Below are 15,913 nucleotides of genomic sequence, written 5' to 3' on the forward strand. Positions count from 1 at the left end.
GTGCGGATCACCTGGTGGGGGCACAGCACCACCACCATCGAGTCGAACGGCACCCGGTTGCTGACCGACCCGGTGCTGACCTCGCGGATCGCGCACGTCCGCCGGCGCCGGGGTCCCACGCCGACCGCTGAAGCCGGGCGGTGCGACGCAGTACTGGTGTCCCACATGCATGCCGATCATCTGCATCTCACCTCGCTTCCGCTCATCTCGCCCGACGCTGCGCTGGTCGTCCCGCGGGGTGCCGCCAAGTTGATCCACGCGGACAGCGGCGCGTCGTACTCGGAGCGCTGCATTGAAGTTGCCCCCGGCAACCAAGTGCGGATCGGCGGGCTCGACATCACCGTCGTCACCGCCCACCACGACGGTCGCCGGCTGCCGTGGTCGGCGCACAGCGGACCGGCCCTCGGCTTCCGCGTCGAGGGCACCCCGAGCGTCTGGTTCGCCGGCGACACCGACCTGTACGACGACCTGGCGGCCGAGGCCGGCCCGGTCGACCTGGCGCTGGTGCCGGTCGGCGGGTGGGGGCCATCGCTCGGGCCGGGGCACCTCGATCCGGAGCGTGCCGCCGAGGCGGTCCGGCGGGTCGGGGCGCGGATCGCCGTACCGGTGCATTTCGGGACGTTCTGGCCGATCGGCTGCGACTGGATGAAGCCTGAGCTCTTCCTGCCGCCGGGGGAGGAGTTCCAGAAGGCGATGGCCGAGATGGATCCCGCTGTCCGGGTTGACCTGCTGGCGCCCGGGGAGTCGACCGAGGTGGGCGCGAGATGACGGGTGAGGAGTTCGGCTGGGTTTACCTCGCGGCGCTGGCGGGGGCCGTTCTGCTCGGCGCTGTGCTCCCGGTGGTCCCGACCGGCGCGGCTGTGTCGGCGGGCGCAGTACTGGCCTCGCACAGCAGCCCGCTCGGGTTGGTCGGAGTACTGATCGCTGGTGCCGGTGGTGCTTATCTGGGCGACTTGATCGTGTACGCCGGTTGCCGGGCCGGCGGGAAGAAGCTCGCCCAACGGGTCGGGTGGTTGCGGGACAACGCCTCGCTCGACGCCTTGCGGGTGCGGCTGGCGGAGCATGAGATCACCGTGCTGCTGACTTCACGCCTGATCCCGGGCGGTCGCGTGCCGGTGCTGCTCGCGGCCGGGTTGTCGGGGTATCGCTGGCACCGGTTCGCGGTGGTCGACCTGGCAGCCTCGTCGCTGTGGGCAGCGGTCTACATGGCGATCGGGCTGCTCGGGTACGCGCTGTTCCCCGAGCCGTGGCAGGGCGTCGTCGCGGCGATCGTGCTGGTGGTGCTGACCACGGTGATCAGCAGCGTGGTCCAGCGGCTGCGGAAGAAGAATTCGGGAGCTTCGGAGGAGCCGGCTTCCGGCGAAGCGGCTGCCGCGGAGCCGCCTTCTGCGGAGCCGGTCTCAGATGCCGAACGAGGCTGAGCGGAGGCGCTCGACGGCTGTCGAGTCACCGTCCAGCTCGACCTGAGCGACTGCCTGGCGACCGAAGCAGAACAGCATCAGCTCGGCCGGCTCACCCGTGACGGTGACGGAGCCCTGCTCGGTGGGTTTCCTGGCGACCGACTCGGTGCCGTCCGGGAGGCGCAGTACGAGCCCTGTCGGTGCCTTGCGCGTCATCGTCTTGGCGCCGACCTTCACGGCCCGCCACAGCGCTTGCTGCTGCTCGGCGGGCAACTCGCGCACGGTGAAGCCCTCGACCGCGCGGCGGACGTCCTCGTGGTGGATGAAGTACTCGGTGGTGTTCAGGTTGTGCCCGAGCTTCGGGAAGGAGTAGATCGAGAACGTCGGCGGCCCGTTCCGCACCTTGTCGACCACCTCGGTGAAGCTGAACTTCGCCTTCGCCTGAGCCATCCGCCGCTCGGTGGTGTCGGCCAGTGACGGGATCATGATGCCCGGCCCGGCGAGCAGATCCGCCTCGCGGACGTACAGGTGGACGGCCAGGTCGTGCGTCGTCCAGCCGTCACACAGCGTCGGCTGATCGGGTCCCACCTGATCGAAGAGATCACACAGGGCAAGCCGCTCCACCTTGCTGTAGTCACTCACAACTCAATCGTAGTTGTCGGCGCACAGTGGCAGAATGGCGATCGTTGTCAGTCTCGTGGCTGGCTACGGACCTGACAGTGTCGTCCTAAGGATGTTTGCGTGCCGCAGCCGAAAGTTCCCAGCAAGGGGAGCGTGACCCGGCGGGGGTTCGCGGTCCTGCGGGTCGCGATCTGGGAAGAGCCGTGGGTGTTCGCCTTCTCGGTGGTCGCGAGCATGCTGTACGGCGCGATGACGGTGGCCGACGGCTGGGCGCTGGGCTGGGCCACCGACCACGTGATCCGGCCGGCCCTGGAGCGCGGCGACACCACCTTCGGCGCGATCGCCGGGCTGGTCTCGCTGTTCCTCGGGATCGCGATCCTGCGCGCCATCGGCGTGGTCGGCCGGCGGATCGGCGCGGGCATCATGCAGTTCCGGCTGCAGGCGACGTACCGGCGCCGGGTCACCCGGCAGTACCTGAAGCTGCCGCTGAGCTGGCACCACAAGCACCCGACCGGCGAGCTGCTGTCCAACGCGAACTCGGACGTCGAGTCGGCCTGGTACCCGATCGCCCCGCTGCCGATGGCGGTCGGCGTGATCGCGATGCTCGGCTTCGCGATCGGCGCGATGTTCGCCGCCGACTTCTGGCTCGCGCTGGTCGGCTGCCTGGTCTTCCCGCTCGTCTTCCTGGCGAACGTGATCTTCCAGCGCACCCTGCAACCGCTGGCCACCCGCGCGCAGGAGCTCCGCGCCGACGTCTCCGAGGTCGCGCACGAGTCGTTCGACGGCGCGCTGGTGGTCAAGACGCTGGGTCGCGAGGCCGCCGAGACCGAGCGCTTCCGCACCCCGACGTACGCACTGCGGGACGCGAACATCGCGGTGATGAAGGCGCGCGGCGCGTTCGACCCGGTGATCGAGGGGCTGCCGCGGGTCGGGGTCCTGGCGGTCCTGCTGGTCGGGGTCGGGCGGGTCCGCTCGGGCGCCGCCGACGCGGGCGACGTGGTGCAGGTGGCGTTCCTGTTCATGCTGATCGGGTTCCCGATCCGGGCGTTGGGCTGGGTGCTCGGCGAGCTGCCGCGCTCGGTGGTCGGCTGGGACCGGGTCCAGCGCGTGCTCACCGCCGAGGGCGGGATGGAGTACGGCGACCAGCGGCTCACCGCGTCGTCGGCCGCCCGTCTTGACGTCTCGGACGTCCGGTTCGGATACCTCCCCGACCGCGACGTGCTCGTCGGAGTCAACTTCACCGTCGAACCCGGCCGCACCGTCGCGCTGGTCGGGCCGACCGGTTCCGGCAAGTCGACTCTCACCACGCTGCTGACCCGGCTGGTCGATCCCGAGGAGGGGTCGGTCGCCGTCGACGGGATCGACCTCCGCTCGCTGGCACGCGACGAGCTGGCCGGTTCGGTCGCACTGGTCGCGCAGACGGCCTGGCTGTTCGACGACACGATTCGCGGCAACGTCACGCTCGGCGGCGAGTACTCCGACGAGGACGTCTGGGACGCGCTGCGGATCGCTCAGGGCGACGGCTTCGTGAAGTCCCTGCCGAACGGCCTCGACACGAAGGTCGGCGAACGCGGTACGACGCTGTCCGGCGGGCAACGGCAGCGGATCGCGCTGGCCCGCGCGTTGGTCCGGCGGCCCCGGTTGCTGATCCTCGACGACGCGACCAGCGCGGTCGATCCGCAGGTGGAGGCACGGATCCTGGCCGGCCTGCGGACCGCAGTACAGGGGTCCGAGGCGGCGACGACCGTGCTGGTGATCGCGTATCGCAAGGCGACGATCGCGCTGGCCGACGAGGTGTTGTTCCTCGACGAGGGGCGGATCGCGGACCAGGGGTCGCATCTGGAGTTGCAGGAGCGGTCGGCGGCGTACCGGGACCTGGTGGACGCCTACGAGAAGGACGCGGCGCGGCGTGAGGAAGAAGCCGCGCTGGAGGCAGAACTCGATCATCTGGATTCAGAAGGAGCGTCCGCGTGAGCGCCGCAGAGGCCAGTCGGCTCGACGCCGGTGACAATGCCGGTGGCCTGGAGACCCTGCGGCAGGGGTTGCGGGTCTCGCCCGAACTGGCCCGCGGCTGGTGGATCACCGGGCTGCTCGCCCTCGTCATGACGGGCGGGCGGATCGTCGTACCGATCGCGGTCCAGCAGACGATCGACCGGGGACTGTCGGGTCCTGGTGGTCCGGACATGGCGTTCGTGGCGTGGATGTGCCTGGCCTGCCTCGGCGGAGTACTCGTGACGGCGTTCGCGTCGTACCTGACGACCGTCCGGCTCGCGACGAACTCCGAACGCGGGCTGGCGACGATGCGGATCAAGGCCTTCCGGCACGTGCACGATCTGCCGGTGCTGACCCAGAGCACCGAGCGCCGGGGCGCGCTGGTCAGCCGGGTGACCTCCGACGTGGACACGGTCTCGCAATTCCTGCAGTTCGGCGGCTTCATCTTCCTGGTCAGCATCGGGCAGATGCTGCTCGCGACCGTGGTGATGTTCGTCTACTCGTGGCAGCTCGCGCTGGTCGTGCTGATCTGCTTCCTGCCGTTGTTCGCCAGCCTGAAGTACCTGCAGCGGTTGATGTCCGCGGCGTACGGCGTGGTGCGGGCGAAGGTCGGCGAGATGCTGTCCGCGGTCGCCGAGCCGGTGGTCGGCGCGCAGGTGGTGCGCGCGTACGCGATCGAGCAGCGCACCCAGGAACGGATCGACGCCTCGATCGAGGGCTATCGCAAGACCGCGACGAAGGCGCAGGCGATCACCGGCATCACCTTCTCGATCGGTGGTATCGCGGCCGGGCTGGCGAACGCCGGCGTCCTGACCGCGGGCGTGCTGCTCGGTGTCGACGGCAAGGCGACGCTGGGGGAGATCCTCGCGTTCATGTTCCTGGTCGCGCTGTTCTCCGACCCGGTCCAGATCGCCACCCAGGTGCTCACCGACGCGCAGAGCGCCTTCGCCGGCTGGCGCCGCGTGCTTGGCGTGATCGCGACGCCGGCCGACGTGGTCGACCCGGGTGAGGACGGCGTGCATCAGGCCCGCGGCCCGATCACGGTGGAGTTCCGCGAGGTGAACTTCGCCTACCCCGACGGCGAGCTCGTACTCCGCGACGTCGACGTGCGACTCCAGCCGCACCGGCGAGTGGCGGTGGTCGGTGAGACCGGCTCGGGCAAGACGACCTTCGCCAAGCTGCTCACCCGGTTGATGGACCCGACGTCGGGCGCGGTGCTGCTGGATGGGGTGGACGCCAAGGAGATCGCGTTCGCCTCGCTGCGGGAGCGGGTCGTGATGGTGCCGCAGGAGGGCTACCTGTTCGACTCGTCACTCGCGGACAACGTGCGGTTCGGCCGCCCTGATGTGACCGATGCGCAACTGCTCGACGCCTTCGAGTCCCTCGGCCTGACGGACTGGCTCGAATCGCTGCCGGACGGTCTCGACTCACCGGTCGGTCAGCGGGGTGAGTCGCTCTCTGCGGGCGAGCGTCAGTTGGTCGCGCTCGTGCGGGCCAACATCGCCGACCCTGATCTCCTGGTGCTCGACGAAGCCACCTCGGCGGTCGACCCGGGCACCGAGGTGCGCGTCAACGCGGCCCTCGAACGCCTGATGGCGGGCCGCACGTCGGTGACGATCGCGCACCGCCTCTCGACGGCCGAGGCAGCTGACGAAGTACTGGTGTTCGATGACGGCCGCATCGTCGAGCGCGGCCCGCACGCCGACCTGGTCAACGCCGGCGGCGTCTACAGCCACCTGCACGCCAGCTGGATCGCCCAGCGGACAGGTCTGTAACAACTGGTACTGCGCCTCGCGGGCGCCCACCCGTGGAAGGACGAAGACGGGTGGACGCCCGGGAGGGCACGGGCCGGCAGGCTGGAAAGGGGGATCGCCCGTCGGCCCCGCTGGGATCAGTGCGCGGGAGCCGCGCCGTTCTCGCGCCCGGCGCCGGGCTGCGGCACCAGCAGGAACTCGACGCCGCCCTTGTCGTCGACGGCGGCATCCAGGATCTTGTCGTCCAGCGCGGCGGCCGCGTTGGCCTCGAGGAAGACCCGGGCCCCGCTCTCCTCGAGGACCTGATCACCCTGCAGCGGCGATTCCGTCGTCGTGACGGCCAGCGCGGGGTCGGTCGGGTTGTCCTGGGAAATCCGGACCCCGGCACCCTCGGGAGCGCCCTCGACGCCCGTGATGCTCTTGATCACCAGAGTGGCGTTCTCAGTCAGGGTAAGCACTGCTTCTCCTAGCATCGATTTGCGGTGAGCGCGTCCCGTGCCCGAACCCAGGATCGGCAAACATGCCCGTCCGGAAAGTCGGATGCGTTCGCTCGGCGCGGTGGTGTCTGATGGCGGGATGACGATCTCATTGAGGACTCCCGGGGTGGACGGGTTGGCGCCGTTGGTCGCGCAGCTGGGGGAGTGGCAGAGCGAGGACGGGCCGGTGCAGCTGCATCCGGGGGATCTCGGCTGGTTCTGGCGCTTCGGGGTGGACCGTGCGGCGGACGCGGTGCGGGTCTGGGAGCGCGACGGCGAGCTGCTGGCGATCGGCATGCTGGACGAGCCCGACCTGCTCCGGGTCGCCTACTCGCCGGACGCTCTGCAGGACGAGGAGCTCAGCCAGCGGATCTTCGACGACTGCCGTGACCCGGAGCGTGGCGTGCTGATCGAGGGCAAGGTGTACGTCGAGGCGCCGATGGATGCTCTGGTGCAGGAGCTGTTCGCCAAGGACGGCTGGATCCAGGACGACCCGTGGCAGCCGCTGCGCCACCTGCTCACCGATGGGCTGGAGCAGTCCGCGCTGACGATCGAGGTGATCGGCCCCGAGACGGCTTCCGAGCGCACGGCAGTCCAGCGCGCGTCCTTCGACGGTTCGACCTTCACCGACGAGCGCTGGCACGCGATGGCCGCCGGTACGGCGTACGCGTCGGCACGGTGTCTGGTCGGGCGGGACGAGCAGGGCACGGTGGTGGCCGGAGTGACGGTGTGGTCGGCGGGTGCGGGCAAGCCTGGTCTGCTCGAGCCGATGGGCGTGCATCGCGACCATCGCGGCCGGGGATACGGCGAGGCGATCTCCCGGGCGGCGGCCGCGGCACTCCGGGACCTCGGCGCGTCGACCGCGTTCGTCAACACGCCAAGCTTCAACATCGGGGCGGTCGCCACCTACCAGGCGGCCGGCTTCGAGCCGCTGGCCGAGGTCCGCGACCAGTACCGCCCCGCCTAGCCGGCTACCTCGTCGGCCGCGCGGAGTACGCGGAGGATGTTGCCGCCGGCAAGTTTTGCCAGGTCCTCGTCGCTCCAGCCGCGGTCGGCGAGGGCGTAGAACAGGGACGGGTACGACGCCACGTCCGGCAGGCCGTCCGGGAACTCGGGGCAGCCGTCGTAGTCGCCGCCGAGCCCGATGTGGTCGACGCCGGCCACCTCGCGGACGTGCTCGACGTGCGCGACCACGTCGTCGAGCGTCACGCGCGGCTTCGGTACGTCGTACGCGTCCGCCAGCTGCTTCTGCTGGGCCGGCACCAACGGGTCGAGGTCGAGCTTGCCGGCCACCTCGCGGGCCCCGGCGACCCAGTCGACGTAGGCCTGCGAGACGAAGTACGGGACGAAGGTGACCATGCAGACGCCGTCGTTGCCGGTCAGGGTCTGCAGGACGTCGTCCGGCACGTTGCGCGGTACGTCGCAGACCGCCCGCGCCGACGAGTGGCTGAAGATGATCGGTGCGCTGGTGACCCGCAGCGCGTGCCGCATGGTGTCGGCCGAGACGTGCGACAGGTCGACGAGCATGCCGATCCGGTTCATCTCCCGGACGACCTCCTCGCCGAACGCGTTCAGCCCACCGAGCACCGGCTCGTCGGTCGCCGAGTCGGCCCAGGAGACGTTGTTGTTGTGGGTCAGCGTCATGTACCGCACCCCCAGCGCGCGCATCACCCGCAGTACGCCGAGCGACTCACCGATCGAGTGGCCGCCCTCCATCCCCATCAGGGAGGCGATCCGGCGCTCCTTGAAGGCCGCGTCGACGTCGTCGGCCGTCGAGGCGAGCTGCAGCGAGTCGGGGAAGCGCGCGACCAGCCGGTGCACGAAGTCGATCTGCTCGAAGGTCCGCCTGACCGCGTCCGCGTCCTGCGGCACCCACAGCGACCAGAACTGCGCCGCGACCTGACCGACCCGCAACCGGGGCAGATCGGTGTTCAGCTTCGGCACCGAGACGCTCAGGTCGTACTTGTCGAGGTCGTACTGGGCCAACTCGTAGAAGGCGATCGGCAGGTCGTTGTGTCCGTCGATCAACGGATGGTCCTGCAAAAGCCCCTGCACCCGGGCAACACTGGAGGTCATCCGGACATCTTGTCAGTCCTGGCGGCCGCTCGCACGGCGTGGCGCGAGTGCGTCGAGCCCACCGCGGAGGGCGTGGTCCGGCGGTCTCCCGCAGTACGAGACAATGGGGTGGTGGACACCGAGGAACTCACCTTCGACGCGGCGGGGCTGATCCCCGCGGTGGTGCAGCAGTACGACACCCGCGAGGTGCTGATGGTCGGCTGGATGAACGCCGAGGCCGTACGCCGGACCGCCGAGACCGGGCGCAGCACGTTCTGGTCGCGGAGCCGTCAGGAGTACTGGGTGAAGGGCGAGACGAGCGGCCACCGCCAGCACGTCAAGCAGATCCTGGTGGACTGCGACGCCGACACCCTGCTCGTCCTCGTCGACCAGGAAGGCCCGGCCTGCCACACAGGCACCCGCAGCTGTTTCGAGCACGGCGAGATCGAGGTCCACGCATGAATTCTCCGAGCCTCGAGACCTTCCGCGAGTACGCCAAGGACCGTCGGGTCATCCCGGTCACGCGGCGGCTGCTGGCGGATGCGGAGACGCCGATCGGGGTCTACGGGAAGCTGGCGGCCGAGCGGGAAGGGACGTTCCTGCTGGAGTCGGCGGAGAACGGTGGTGTCTGGTCGCGGTACTCGTTCATCGGTGTGCGCAGCGCCGCGACGCTGACCGAGCGCGACGGCCAGGCGAGCTGGACCGGCAAGCCGCCGGTCGGCCTGCCCGAGAGCGGTGATCCGCTCAAGGTGCTCCGCGAGACGCTGGAGATCCTGCACACGCCGCGGCTGCCCGATCTGCCCCCGCTCACCGGCGGTATGGTCGGCTTCCTCGGGTACGACGCCGTGCGCCGGCTGGAGAAGTTGCCGGACACAACGACCGACGACCTCGGCCTGCCCGAGCTGACCTTCCTGTTCGCCACCGACCTGGCCGCGCTCGACCACGAGACCGGCGAGATCTGGCTGATCGCGAACGCGGTCAACTGGGACGACTCCGACGAGCGCGTGGACGAGTCGTACGCCGACGCGGTCCGCCGCCTCGACGCGATGGAGCGCGACCTGGCCCAGCCCACCCCGTCGTACGTCGTGCACGCGGATCGCCAGGCGCAACCCGACCCGCACCGGCAGCGGTCCAGCGCGGAGTACCGGGAGGCCGTCGAGCACGCCAAGGAGGAGATCCGGGCGGGTGAGGCGTTCCAGATCGTCGTCTCGCAGCGGTTCGAGCTGCAGACCAGCGCGAGCGCCCTGGACATCTACCGGGTCCTGCGCCGGTCGAACCCGAGTCCGTACATGTACCTGGTCCGCCTGGACGGCTTCGACATCGTCGGCTCCAGTCCCGAGGCGCTGGTCAAGGTCACCGACAACAAGGTGATCCTGCACCCGATCGCCGGCACCCGCCCGCGCGGCGCGACGCCGGAGGAGGACCGTGCCCTGGAGGAGGAGCTCCGCGCGGACGCCAAGGAACGCGCCGAGCACCTGATGCTGGTCGATCTGGGCCGCAACGACGTCGGCCGGGTCTGCGCGCCGGGCACGGTCGAGGTGGTCGACTTCATGGACGTCCGCCGGTACAGCCACGTGATGCACCTGGAGTCGACCGTCACCGGCCGCCTGCAGGCCGGCAAGACCGCCTTCGACGCGCTCACGGCAGCTTTCCCGGCCGGGACGCTCTCGGGCGCTCCCAAGCCGCGGGCGATGGAGATCATCGACAAGCTCGAGGTGACCAGGCGCGGCGTGTACGGCGGCGTCGTCGGCTACCTCGACTTCGCCGGTGACGCCGACACCGCGATCGCCATCCGTACTGCGGTCCTGCGCGGCTCGACGGCGTACGTGCAGGCGGGCGCGGGCATCGTCGCCGACTCGGACCCGGCTTCGGAAGACGCCGAGTGCCGCACCAAGGCAGCGGCCGTGCTGAACGCGATCGCTGTCGCAGGCACGTTCTCCGAGGTCTGATGCGCCCACAACGACTGGTCGACCTCCTCGCGCTGGTAGCCCTCGTCCTGCTGGGCGTTTCGGCGTACCTGACCTGGAGCTCGGTGGACGTCGGCAGTGGGCCCACCGTCGACTTCCAGGGGAAAGACCTCACCAGCGCACCGATCGTGCTGGCGGCGGCCGCTGTGGCCGCCGTGGTGATCACGAAGCTCGGCGGTACGGCGCTGCGCCGGGTGATGTCGGCCCTGCTCCTGCTGATCGGTGGAGTGGTGGTCGCCGTGGCGCTGCAGGTTCGGCCAGGCCTCGACGAACTCAGCCGGCTCAAGCCCGGGCTCACGCACAACGCGAACACGGACTCGTTCGAGATCCTCACCGGACCGGCGCCGTGGCTGGCGCTGGCAGGCGGCCTGGCGGTGGTCGCGGCGGGGCTGATCGGGCTGCTGACCGCCCATCGCTGGAAGCGCCCCACGCGCCGGTATGAGCGTGATCCGGCCGCAACACCCGCCGACCAGTGGAAGGCGATCGACGCAGGTGAGGACCCGACGATCTGATTGTCGGAGGCTACCGCCACAATAGGACGGGACGACGACGAGGAGTGGCCCAACGATGGACAATACGACCACGGATCAAGCAGTGACGTACGAGAGCGACGAAGCTCACGCGGGCGGCCTGCACGGCAGCACTCCGGCGGCCTGGACGGCCGTCGTGATCGTGCTGGTGGGCTTCACCCTCGGAGCCATCGCGATGGTGATGGGCCCGAACTGGCTGTTGTTCTGGATCTCGGTCGGGATCGCCGTCGCCGGCGGCCTGGTCGGCAAGGTGATGCAGCTGCTCGGCTTCGGTGCCAAGTCCAGCGACCACCACTGACGGACGGACCGAATCATGACTGTGCTTGACGACATCCTCGCCGGGGTCCGGGAGGACCTCGCGGAGCGCCAGGCGCTGGTCAGCCTGGACGATCTGAAGCTGGAGGCGCAGCGCAAGCCTGACGCCAAGGACCCGATGCCGGTGTTCCGCGGCGAGGGGATCGCGATCATCGCCGAGGTGAAGCGGTCCAGCCCGTCCAAGGGCGCGCTGGCCGACATCGCCGATCCGGCCGCGCTCGCCTCGGAGTACGCCGAGGGCGGTGCCGCCGCGATCAGCGTGCTGACCGAGGGTCGCCGCTTCGGCGGCAGCCTGGAGGACCTGCGCGCCGTCCGCGGCCGGGTCGACGTCCCGGTGCTGCGCAAGGACTTCATCGTGTCCTCGTACCAGCTCTGGGAAGCCCGGGCCGCCGGTGCCGACATGATCCTGCTGATCGTCGCGGCGCTCGAGCAGGAGGCGCTGGTCTCGCTGATCGAGCGGGCCTCGTCGATCGGGCTGACCCCGCTGGTCGAGGTGCACGACGAGGAGGAGACCCTGCGTGCGGTGGACGCGGGGGCCCAGCTGATCGGCGTCAACAACCGGAACCTGAAGACCCTCGAGGTGGACCGCTCGACCTTTGCCCGGGTCGCGCCGGTGATCCCGACCAACCTGATCCGGGTGGCGGAGTCCGGGGTCCGGGGTCCGCATGATGTAATCGAGTTCGCGCGCGCCGGGGCCGATGTCGTCCTCGTCGGTGAAACCCTGGTGACCGGCCGCGATCCGCGGGCCTCGGTCGCCGATCTCGTCGCTGCGGGATCGCACCCCGCCATCCAGCAGCGTCACTAAGTGTCGTGAGAACCCCTGCGTGAGCAGGGGTTTTCTGGAAGGCGATTCCCATGACTGCTGTGTTGCCCGACCAGCTCGGGCACTTCGGCCGCTTCGGCGGCAGGTTCATGCCGGAGGCGCTGATCGCGCCGCTCGACGAGCTGACGGCCGCCTGGCAGGACGCGATGGCCGACCCGGAGTTCACCGGTGAGTTCGAGCGGATGCTGCGCGAGTACGCCGGGACGCCGAGCCTGCTGTACGACGCGACCCGGCTGTCCGAGGTCGCCGGGGCCCGGATCCTGCTCAAGCGCGAGGACCTGAACCACACCGGCGCGCACAAGATCCGCAACGTGCTCGGCCAGGCGCTGCTCACCAAGCGGATGGGCAAGACCCGCGTGATCGCCGAGACCGGTGCGGGCCAGCACGGCGTCGCCACGGCGACCGCCTGCGCGTACCTCGACCTCGAGTGCGTGGTCTACATGGGCGAGGTGGACACCGAGCGGCAGGCGCTGAACGTGGCGCGGATGAAGCTGCTCGGCGCCGAGGTGATCCCGGTCAAGACCGGTAGCCGGACGCTGAAGGACGCGATCAACGAGGCGCTGCGCGACTGGGTCGCCAGCGTCGACAACACCCACTACCTGCTCGGTACGGCGGCCGGCGGCCACCCGTTCCCCGCCATGGTCCGCGATTTCGTCCGGGGCATCGGCGACGAGGCCCGGGCGCAGTCGCTGGAGCTGCTCGGCCGGCTCCCCGACGCGGCGGTTGCCTGCGTCGGCGGCGGTTCGAACGCGATCGGCCTGTTCGCCGCGTTCGTGCCCGACACCGAGGTGAAGCTGTTCGGCATCGAGGCCGGTGGCGACGGGTACGAGACCGGTCGGCACGCGGCCACGATCACCGCGGGACAGATCGGCGTACTGCACGGTGCGCGGTCCTATCTGTTGCAGGACGAGGACGGGCAGACGATCGAGTCGCACTCGATCTCGGCCGGACTCGACTATCCGGGCGTCGGTCCGGAGCACTCGTGGCTGGCGGCGACCGGGCGGGCGTCGTACCGGCCGGTGACGGACGCGGACGCGATGGAGTCGTTCCGGCTGCTGGCCAGGACCGAGGGCATCATCCCGGCGATCGAGTCGGCGCACGCGATCGCCGGCACGCTGGAGATCGCCAAGGAGCTGGGCCCGGACGCGACCATCCTGGTCTGCCTGTCGGGGCGTGGCGACAAGGACATGGACACCGCCGGTGAATGGTTCGGCCTGATCGACGGGAACGGCAAGGCATGAACGACGTAGTTGCCCTAGGCAACGGTGGCAGCCCGATCCGGAAGGCCAACGAGGCAGGGCGCGCGGCCCTGGTCGGCTACCTCCCGGCCGGGTACCCGAGCATCGACGGCGGCATCGACGCGATCAAGGCGCTGGTCGACGGTGGCGTCGACGTGCTCGAGATCGGCCTGCCGTACAGCGATCCGGTGATGGACGGCGTGACGATCCAGCGCGCCGCCGACATCGCCCTCGCCGCCGGGCTGCGGACCCGCGATGTGCTGGCCACGGTCGAGAAGATCGCCGCGTACTCCGACGTACCGGTGCTGGTGATGACGTACTGGAACCCGATCGAGCGGTACGGCGTGGACCGGTTCGCGGCCGACTTCGCCGGCGTCGGGGGAGCGGGGCTGATCACACCCGACCTGATCCCCGACGAGGGCGCCGAGTGGATCGCGGCGGCCGACAAGTTCGAACTGGACAAGGTGTTCCTGGTCTCGCCGTCCTCGACGGACGCCCGGATCGCGCTGACCACGTCGAACTGCCGGGGCTTCGTCTACGCAACCGCCGTGATGGGCGTCACGGGTGCCCGCGACCAGGCCTCCGACCTGGCCGAGCCGCTCGTGGTGCGGACGAAGGCGACGACGGGGTTGCCGGTCGGCGTCGGGCTGGGTGTCTCCAACGCGGACCAGGCGGCCGGGGTCGCGGCGTACGCGGATGCCGTGATCGTCGGGTCGGCCTTCGTGAAGGCGCTCGACGCGGGCGGCGCGACCGGCGTACGGGAACTGACCGAAAGTCTTGCCGAAGGAGTCCGGCGGGAACCCCGCAAGCCCGTTGACCGTTGAAGCACTCGTGAGTCGAACCAGGAACGCGGCTGTTCTCCTCGCCGCGGTGGCTCTGCTTGCCCTCGTGGGCTGCAGTGGCGAGCCGAAACAGTCAGCGGACAACCCCGGCGGGGCGATCATCCGTACTCCGGCGGGCGACCCGAGCGGTTTGCGGGGCGCGACGCTGGACCGGCCGTACTCGTTGCCGGCCAAGTCGCTGACCGACACCTCGGGCAACGAGTTCAACCTGGTCACCTCGACCAAGAAGCCGGTCACGTTGGTGTTCTTCGGGTACACCAACTGCCCGGACGTCTGCCCGACCGTGATGGCCGACGTCGCCTCCGCGCTGACCAAGCTGGACGAGTCGGTGCGCTCGCAGGTGCAGTTGCTGTTCATCACCACCGACCCGTCGCGGGACACCGGACCGGTGATCCGCAAGTACCTGGACCGGTTCGACCCCTCGTTCGTCGGGTTGACCGGGTCGCTGGACTCGATCAAGGAGATCGCGAAAGCGGTCGGCGTACCGGTCGAGGGGATGAAGAAGCTGCCGTCGGGTGGGTACGAGGTCGGCCACGGCGCGCAGGTCCTCGGGTTCGGCAAGAACGACAAGGCCGGCGTGCTCTGGCTGTCCAACGCGGCGATCGGCGACCTGGCCCACGACTTCGGCAAGCTGGTGGAGGACAACCGGTGAAACCGTGGTTTCCCTGGGTGTCGCTGGTTGCGCGTCTCGTTCTCGGGGTCGTGCTGGTGGTTGCCGGTGGGCTGAAGGTTTCCGACCCGGAGGCTGCCACGCAGGCGGTTCGGGCCTATGAGCTGCTGCCGCAGGGCTTCGACGGCATCGTGGGGATGTTGCTGCCGTTCCTGGAGATCGCGATCGGCCTGCTGCTGATCGTCGGGTACGCCGTCCGGCCGGCCGCGGTAGCCGCCGGCGTACTGATGGTGATGTTCATCGCCGCGGTGGCCTCCGCCTGGGCTCGTGGCCTGGCGATCGACTGCGGCTGCTTCGGCGGCGGCGGTCAGGTCGCGCCCGGCCAGACGAAGTACCTGCAGGAGATCCTGCGGGACCTCGGTCTGCTGGTGCTCGCCGGGTGGCTGTACTGGCAGCCGGGCAGCAAGTTTTCGCTCGAATCGGATCAACACACCCCGACAGGAGTCATCGCGTCGTGAGCAAGGCCAAAGCCCCCGCCAACCCGCTGGTGCAGGACAAGAAGCGCCGGATCGGCCCGGGCATCGTGATAGTCGGCGTGGTGCTGCTGGCACTGATCGGCGCTGTCGGCGTCGACTACTGGCGCAAGAACTCCTCGGTCGAGGTCACCTCGAACGGACGGCCCGAGCCGACGGTGATCACCGGCCCCGGGACCACCGGCCAGGGAGTCAAGGTCGGCAAGGACACCGCCAAGACGAACATCGACGTGTTCCTGGACTTCCGCTGCCCGCACTGCGCGGAGTTCGAGGAGGACACCGGCCCGGTGCTGGACCAGCTGCTCGCGGACGGTACTGCGACGGTGACGTACTGGCCGCTCGGGTTCGTCAACCCGGAGGCCTCGCCCCGGCTGGCGAACGCGTTCGCCGCGGCGGCCGCCAACGGCAAGGCGGTCAGCTACGCCACCCAGCTGTACGCCGACTTCACCAAGGCGTGGACCACCGAGCAGCTGATCGAGCTGGGCCAGAAGCTCGGCATCGACGACGCGAAGTTCGAGGCCGCGATCAAGGACAACAGCTACCAGGGCTGGCTGGAGTCGATCAGCAAGGTCTCCACCGAGCGCAAGGTGGAAGGCACCCCGACCGTGTTCGTGAACGACAAGATGCTGCCCAGTGACCGGCTCACCGCCGACGGCATCAAGGCCGCCGTCAGCGGCATCAACTGACACGCTCCGTTCCCAATCGTGACCGGGGGTTTGTGGTCGCGATCGGGGCGGACCGAGTAGGGTCCGACTGC

18 protein-coding genes are annotated in these 15,913 nt (G+C 69.7%); 15 read left to right on the top strand and 3 right to left on the bottom strand.

Annotated elements, in window-relative coordinates:
- On the top strand, positions 1 to 768 hold the full coding sequence (locus AB0F51_RS01585) for an MBL fold metallo-hydrolase (RefSeq protein ID WP_360272371.1): 768 nt from the start codon (positions 1 to 3) through the stop codon (positions 766 to 768).
- The gene (locus AB0F51_RS01590) at positions 765 to 1,421 is read left to right on the top strand and encodes a VTT domain-containing protein (protein WP_360272374.1); all 657 of its coding nucleotides are present in this window, start codon (positions 765 to 767) and stop codon (positions 1,419 to 1,421) included. Before AB0F51_RS01585 ends, AB0F51_RS01590 begins: the two co-directional genes overlap by 4 nt.
- Here AB0F51_RS01590 and AB0F51_RS01595 read toward each other — a convergent pair.
- Positions 1,401 to 2,042 (bottom strand): TIGR03085 family metal-binding protein, encoded by a 642-nt coding sequence (locus AB0F51_RS01595; RefSeq protein WP_360272377.1) that lies wholly within the window; start codon positions 2,040 to 2,042, stop codon positions 1,401 to 1,403. The two genes, AB0F51_RS01590 and AB0F51_RS01595, sit on opposite strands and share 21 nt — an antisense overlap.
- A 99-nt stretch (positions 2,043 to 2,141) precedes the next feature.
- On the opposite strand from AB0F51_RS01595, the gene AB0F51_RS01600 reads away from it, so the two are divergent.
- Positions 2,142 to 3,995 (top strand): ABC transporter ATP-binding protein, encoded by a 1,854-nt coding sequence (locus AB0F51_RS01600; protein ID WP_360272380.1) that lies wholly within the window; start codon positions 2,142 to 2,144, stop codon positions 3,993 to 3,995.
- Positions 3,992 to 5,788: an ABC transporter ATP-binding protein gene (locus tag AB0F51_RS01605; RefSeq protein ID WP_360272383.1), complete on the top strand. Its 1,797-nt coding sequence runs from the start codon at positions 3,992 to 3,994 to the stop codon at positions 5,786 to 5,788. Before AB0F51_RS01600 ends, AB0F51_RS01605 begins: the two co-directional genes overlap by 4 nt.
- A 116-nt stretch (positions 5,789 to 5,904) precedes the next feature.
- Here the strand turns inward: AB0F51_RS01605 and AB0F51_RS01610 are convergent, their stop codons facing one another.
- Positions 5,905 to 6,225 (bottom strand): Fe-S cluster assembly protein HesB, encoded by a 321-nt coding sequence (locus tag AB0F51_RS01610; protein ID WP_360272386.1) that lies wholly within the window; start codon positions 6,223 to 6,225, stop codon positions 5,905 to 5,907.
- 118 nt (positions 6,226 to 6,343) lie between these two features.
- Between AB0F51_RS01610 and AB0F51_RS01615 the strand changes: the two genes are divergently transcribed.
- Positions 6,344 to 7,210 (top strand): GNAT family N-acetyltransferase, encoded by an 867-nt coding sequence (locus tag AB0F51_RS01615; RefSeq protein WP_360272389.1) that lies wholly within the window; start codon positions 6,344 to 6,346, stop codon positions 7,208 to 7,210.
- On the opposite strand, the gene AB0F51_RS01620 is transcribed toward AB0F51_RS01615, so the two are convergent.
- Positions 7,207 to 8,319: a dipeptidase gene (locus tag AB0F51_RS01620; RefSeq protein ID WP_360272392.1), complete on the bottom strand. Its 1,113-nt coding sequence runs from the start codon at positions 8,317 to 8,319 to the stop codon at positions 7,207 to 7,209. The genes AB0F51_RS01615 and AB0F51_RS01620 overlap by 4 nt on opposite strands.
- Positions 8,320 to 8,430: 111 nt before the next feature.
- On the opposite strand from AB0F51_RS01620, the gene hisI reads away from it, so the two are divergent.
- The 10 genes from hisI to AB0F51_RS01670 are packed head-to-tail and all read left to right on the top strand — an operon-like array spanning position 8,431 to position 15,842.
- Positions 8,431 to 8,760, top strand: coding sequence for a phosphoribosyl-AMP cyclohydrolase (gene hisI, locus AB0F51_RS01625; RefSeq protein ID WP_360272394.1), 330 nt, complete (start codon positions 8,431 to 8,433; stop codon positions 8,758 to 8,760).
- Positions 8,757 to 10,247: an anthranilate synthase component I gene (locus AB0F51_RS01630; RefSeq protein WP_360272397.1), complete on the top strand. Its 1,491-nt coding sequence runs from the start codon at positions 8,757 to 8,759 to the stop codon at positions 10,245 to 10,247. Before hisI ends, AB0F51_RS01630 begins: the two co-directional genes overlap by 4 nt.
- Positions 10,247 to 10,777 carry a Trp biosynthesis-associated membrane protein gene (locus tag AB0F51_RS01635; RefSeq protein WP_360272400.1) on the top strand — a complete coding sequence of 177 codons (531 nt, stop codon included), beginning with the start codon at positions 10,247 to 10,249 and terminating at the stop codon, positions 10,775 to 10,777. The genes AB0F51_RS01630 and AB0F51_RS01635 overlap by 1 nt, the downstream gene beginning before the upstream one ends.
- Before the next feature lie 55 nt (positions 10,778 to 10,832).
- The gene (locus AB0F51_RS01640) at positions 10,833 to 11,093 is read left to right on the top strand and encodes an HGxxPAAW family protein (protein WP_360272403.1); all 261 of its coding nucleotides are present in this window, start codon (positions 10,833 to 10,835) and stop codon (positions 11,091 to 11,093) included.
- Between the two features lie 15 nt (positions 11,094 to 11,108).
- On the top strand, positions 11,109 to 11,915 hold the full coding sequence (gene trpC, locus AB0F51_RS01645) for an indole-3-glycerol phosphate synthase TrpC (protein ID WP_360272406.1): 807 nt from the start codon (positions 11,109 to 11,111) through the stop codon (positions 11,913 to 11,915).
- A 50-nt stretch (positions 11,916 to 11,965) separates the two neighbouring features.
- Positions 11,966 to 13,174: a tryptophan synthase subunit beta gene (gene trpB, locus AB0F51_RS01650; RefSeq protein WP_360272409.1), complete on the top strand. Its 1,209-nt coding sequence runs from the start codon at positions 11,966 to 11,968 to the stop codon at positions 13,172 to 13,174.
- Positions 13,171 to 13,995 (top strand): tryptophan synthase subunit alpha, encoded by an 825-nt coding sequence (gene trpA, locus AB0F51_RS01655; RefSeq protein ID WP_360272412.1) that lies wholly within the window; start codon positions 13,171 to 13,173, stop codon positions 13,993 to 13,995. Before trpB ends, trpA begins: the two co-directional genes overlap by 4 nt.
- Before the next feature lie 7 nt (positions 13,996 to 14,002).
- The gene (locus AB0F51_RS01660) at positions 14,003 to 14,665 is read left to right on the top strand and encodes an SCO family protein (protein WP_360272415.1); all 663 of its coding nucleotides are present in this window, start codon (positions 14,003 to 14,005) and stop codon (positions 14,663 to 14,665) included.
- Positions 14,662 to 15,141: a MauE/DoxX family redox-associated membrane protein gene (locus tag AB0F51_RS01665; RefSeq protein ID WP_360272418.1), complete on the top strand. Its 480-nt coding sequence runs from the start codon at positions 14,662 to 14,664 to the stop codon at positions 15,139 to 15,141. The genes AB0F51_RS01660 and AB0F51_RS01665 overlap by 4 nt, the downstream gene beginning before the upstream one ends.
- A complete protein-coding gene (locus AB0F51_RS01670; protein WP_360272421.1) occupies positions 15,138 to 15,842 on the top strand; it encodes a thioredoxin domain-containing protein in 705 nt (234 codons plus the stop codon). The genes AB0F51_RS01665 and AB0F51_RS01670 overlap by 4 nt, the downstream gene beginning before the upstream one ends.
- The last annotated feature ends 71 nt before the right edge of the window (positions 15,843 to 15,913 follow it).

The sequence above is a fragment of the Kribbella sp. NPDC023855 genome, assembly GCF_040639475.1.
Lineage (GTDB): Bacteria > Actinomycetota > Actinomycetes > Propionibacteriales > Kribbellaceae > Kribbella.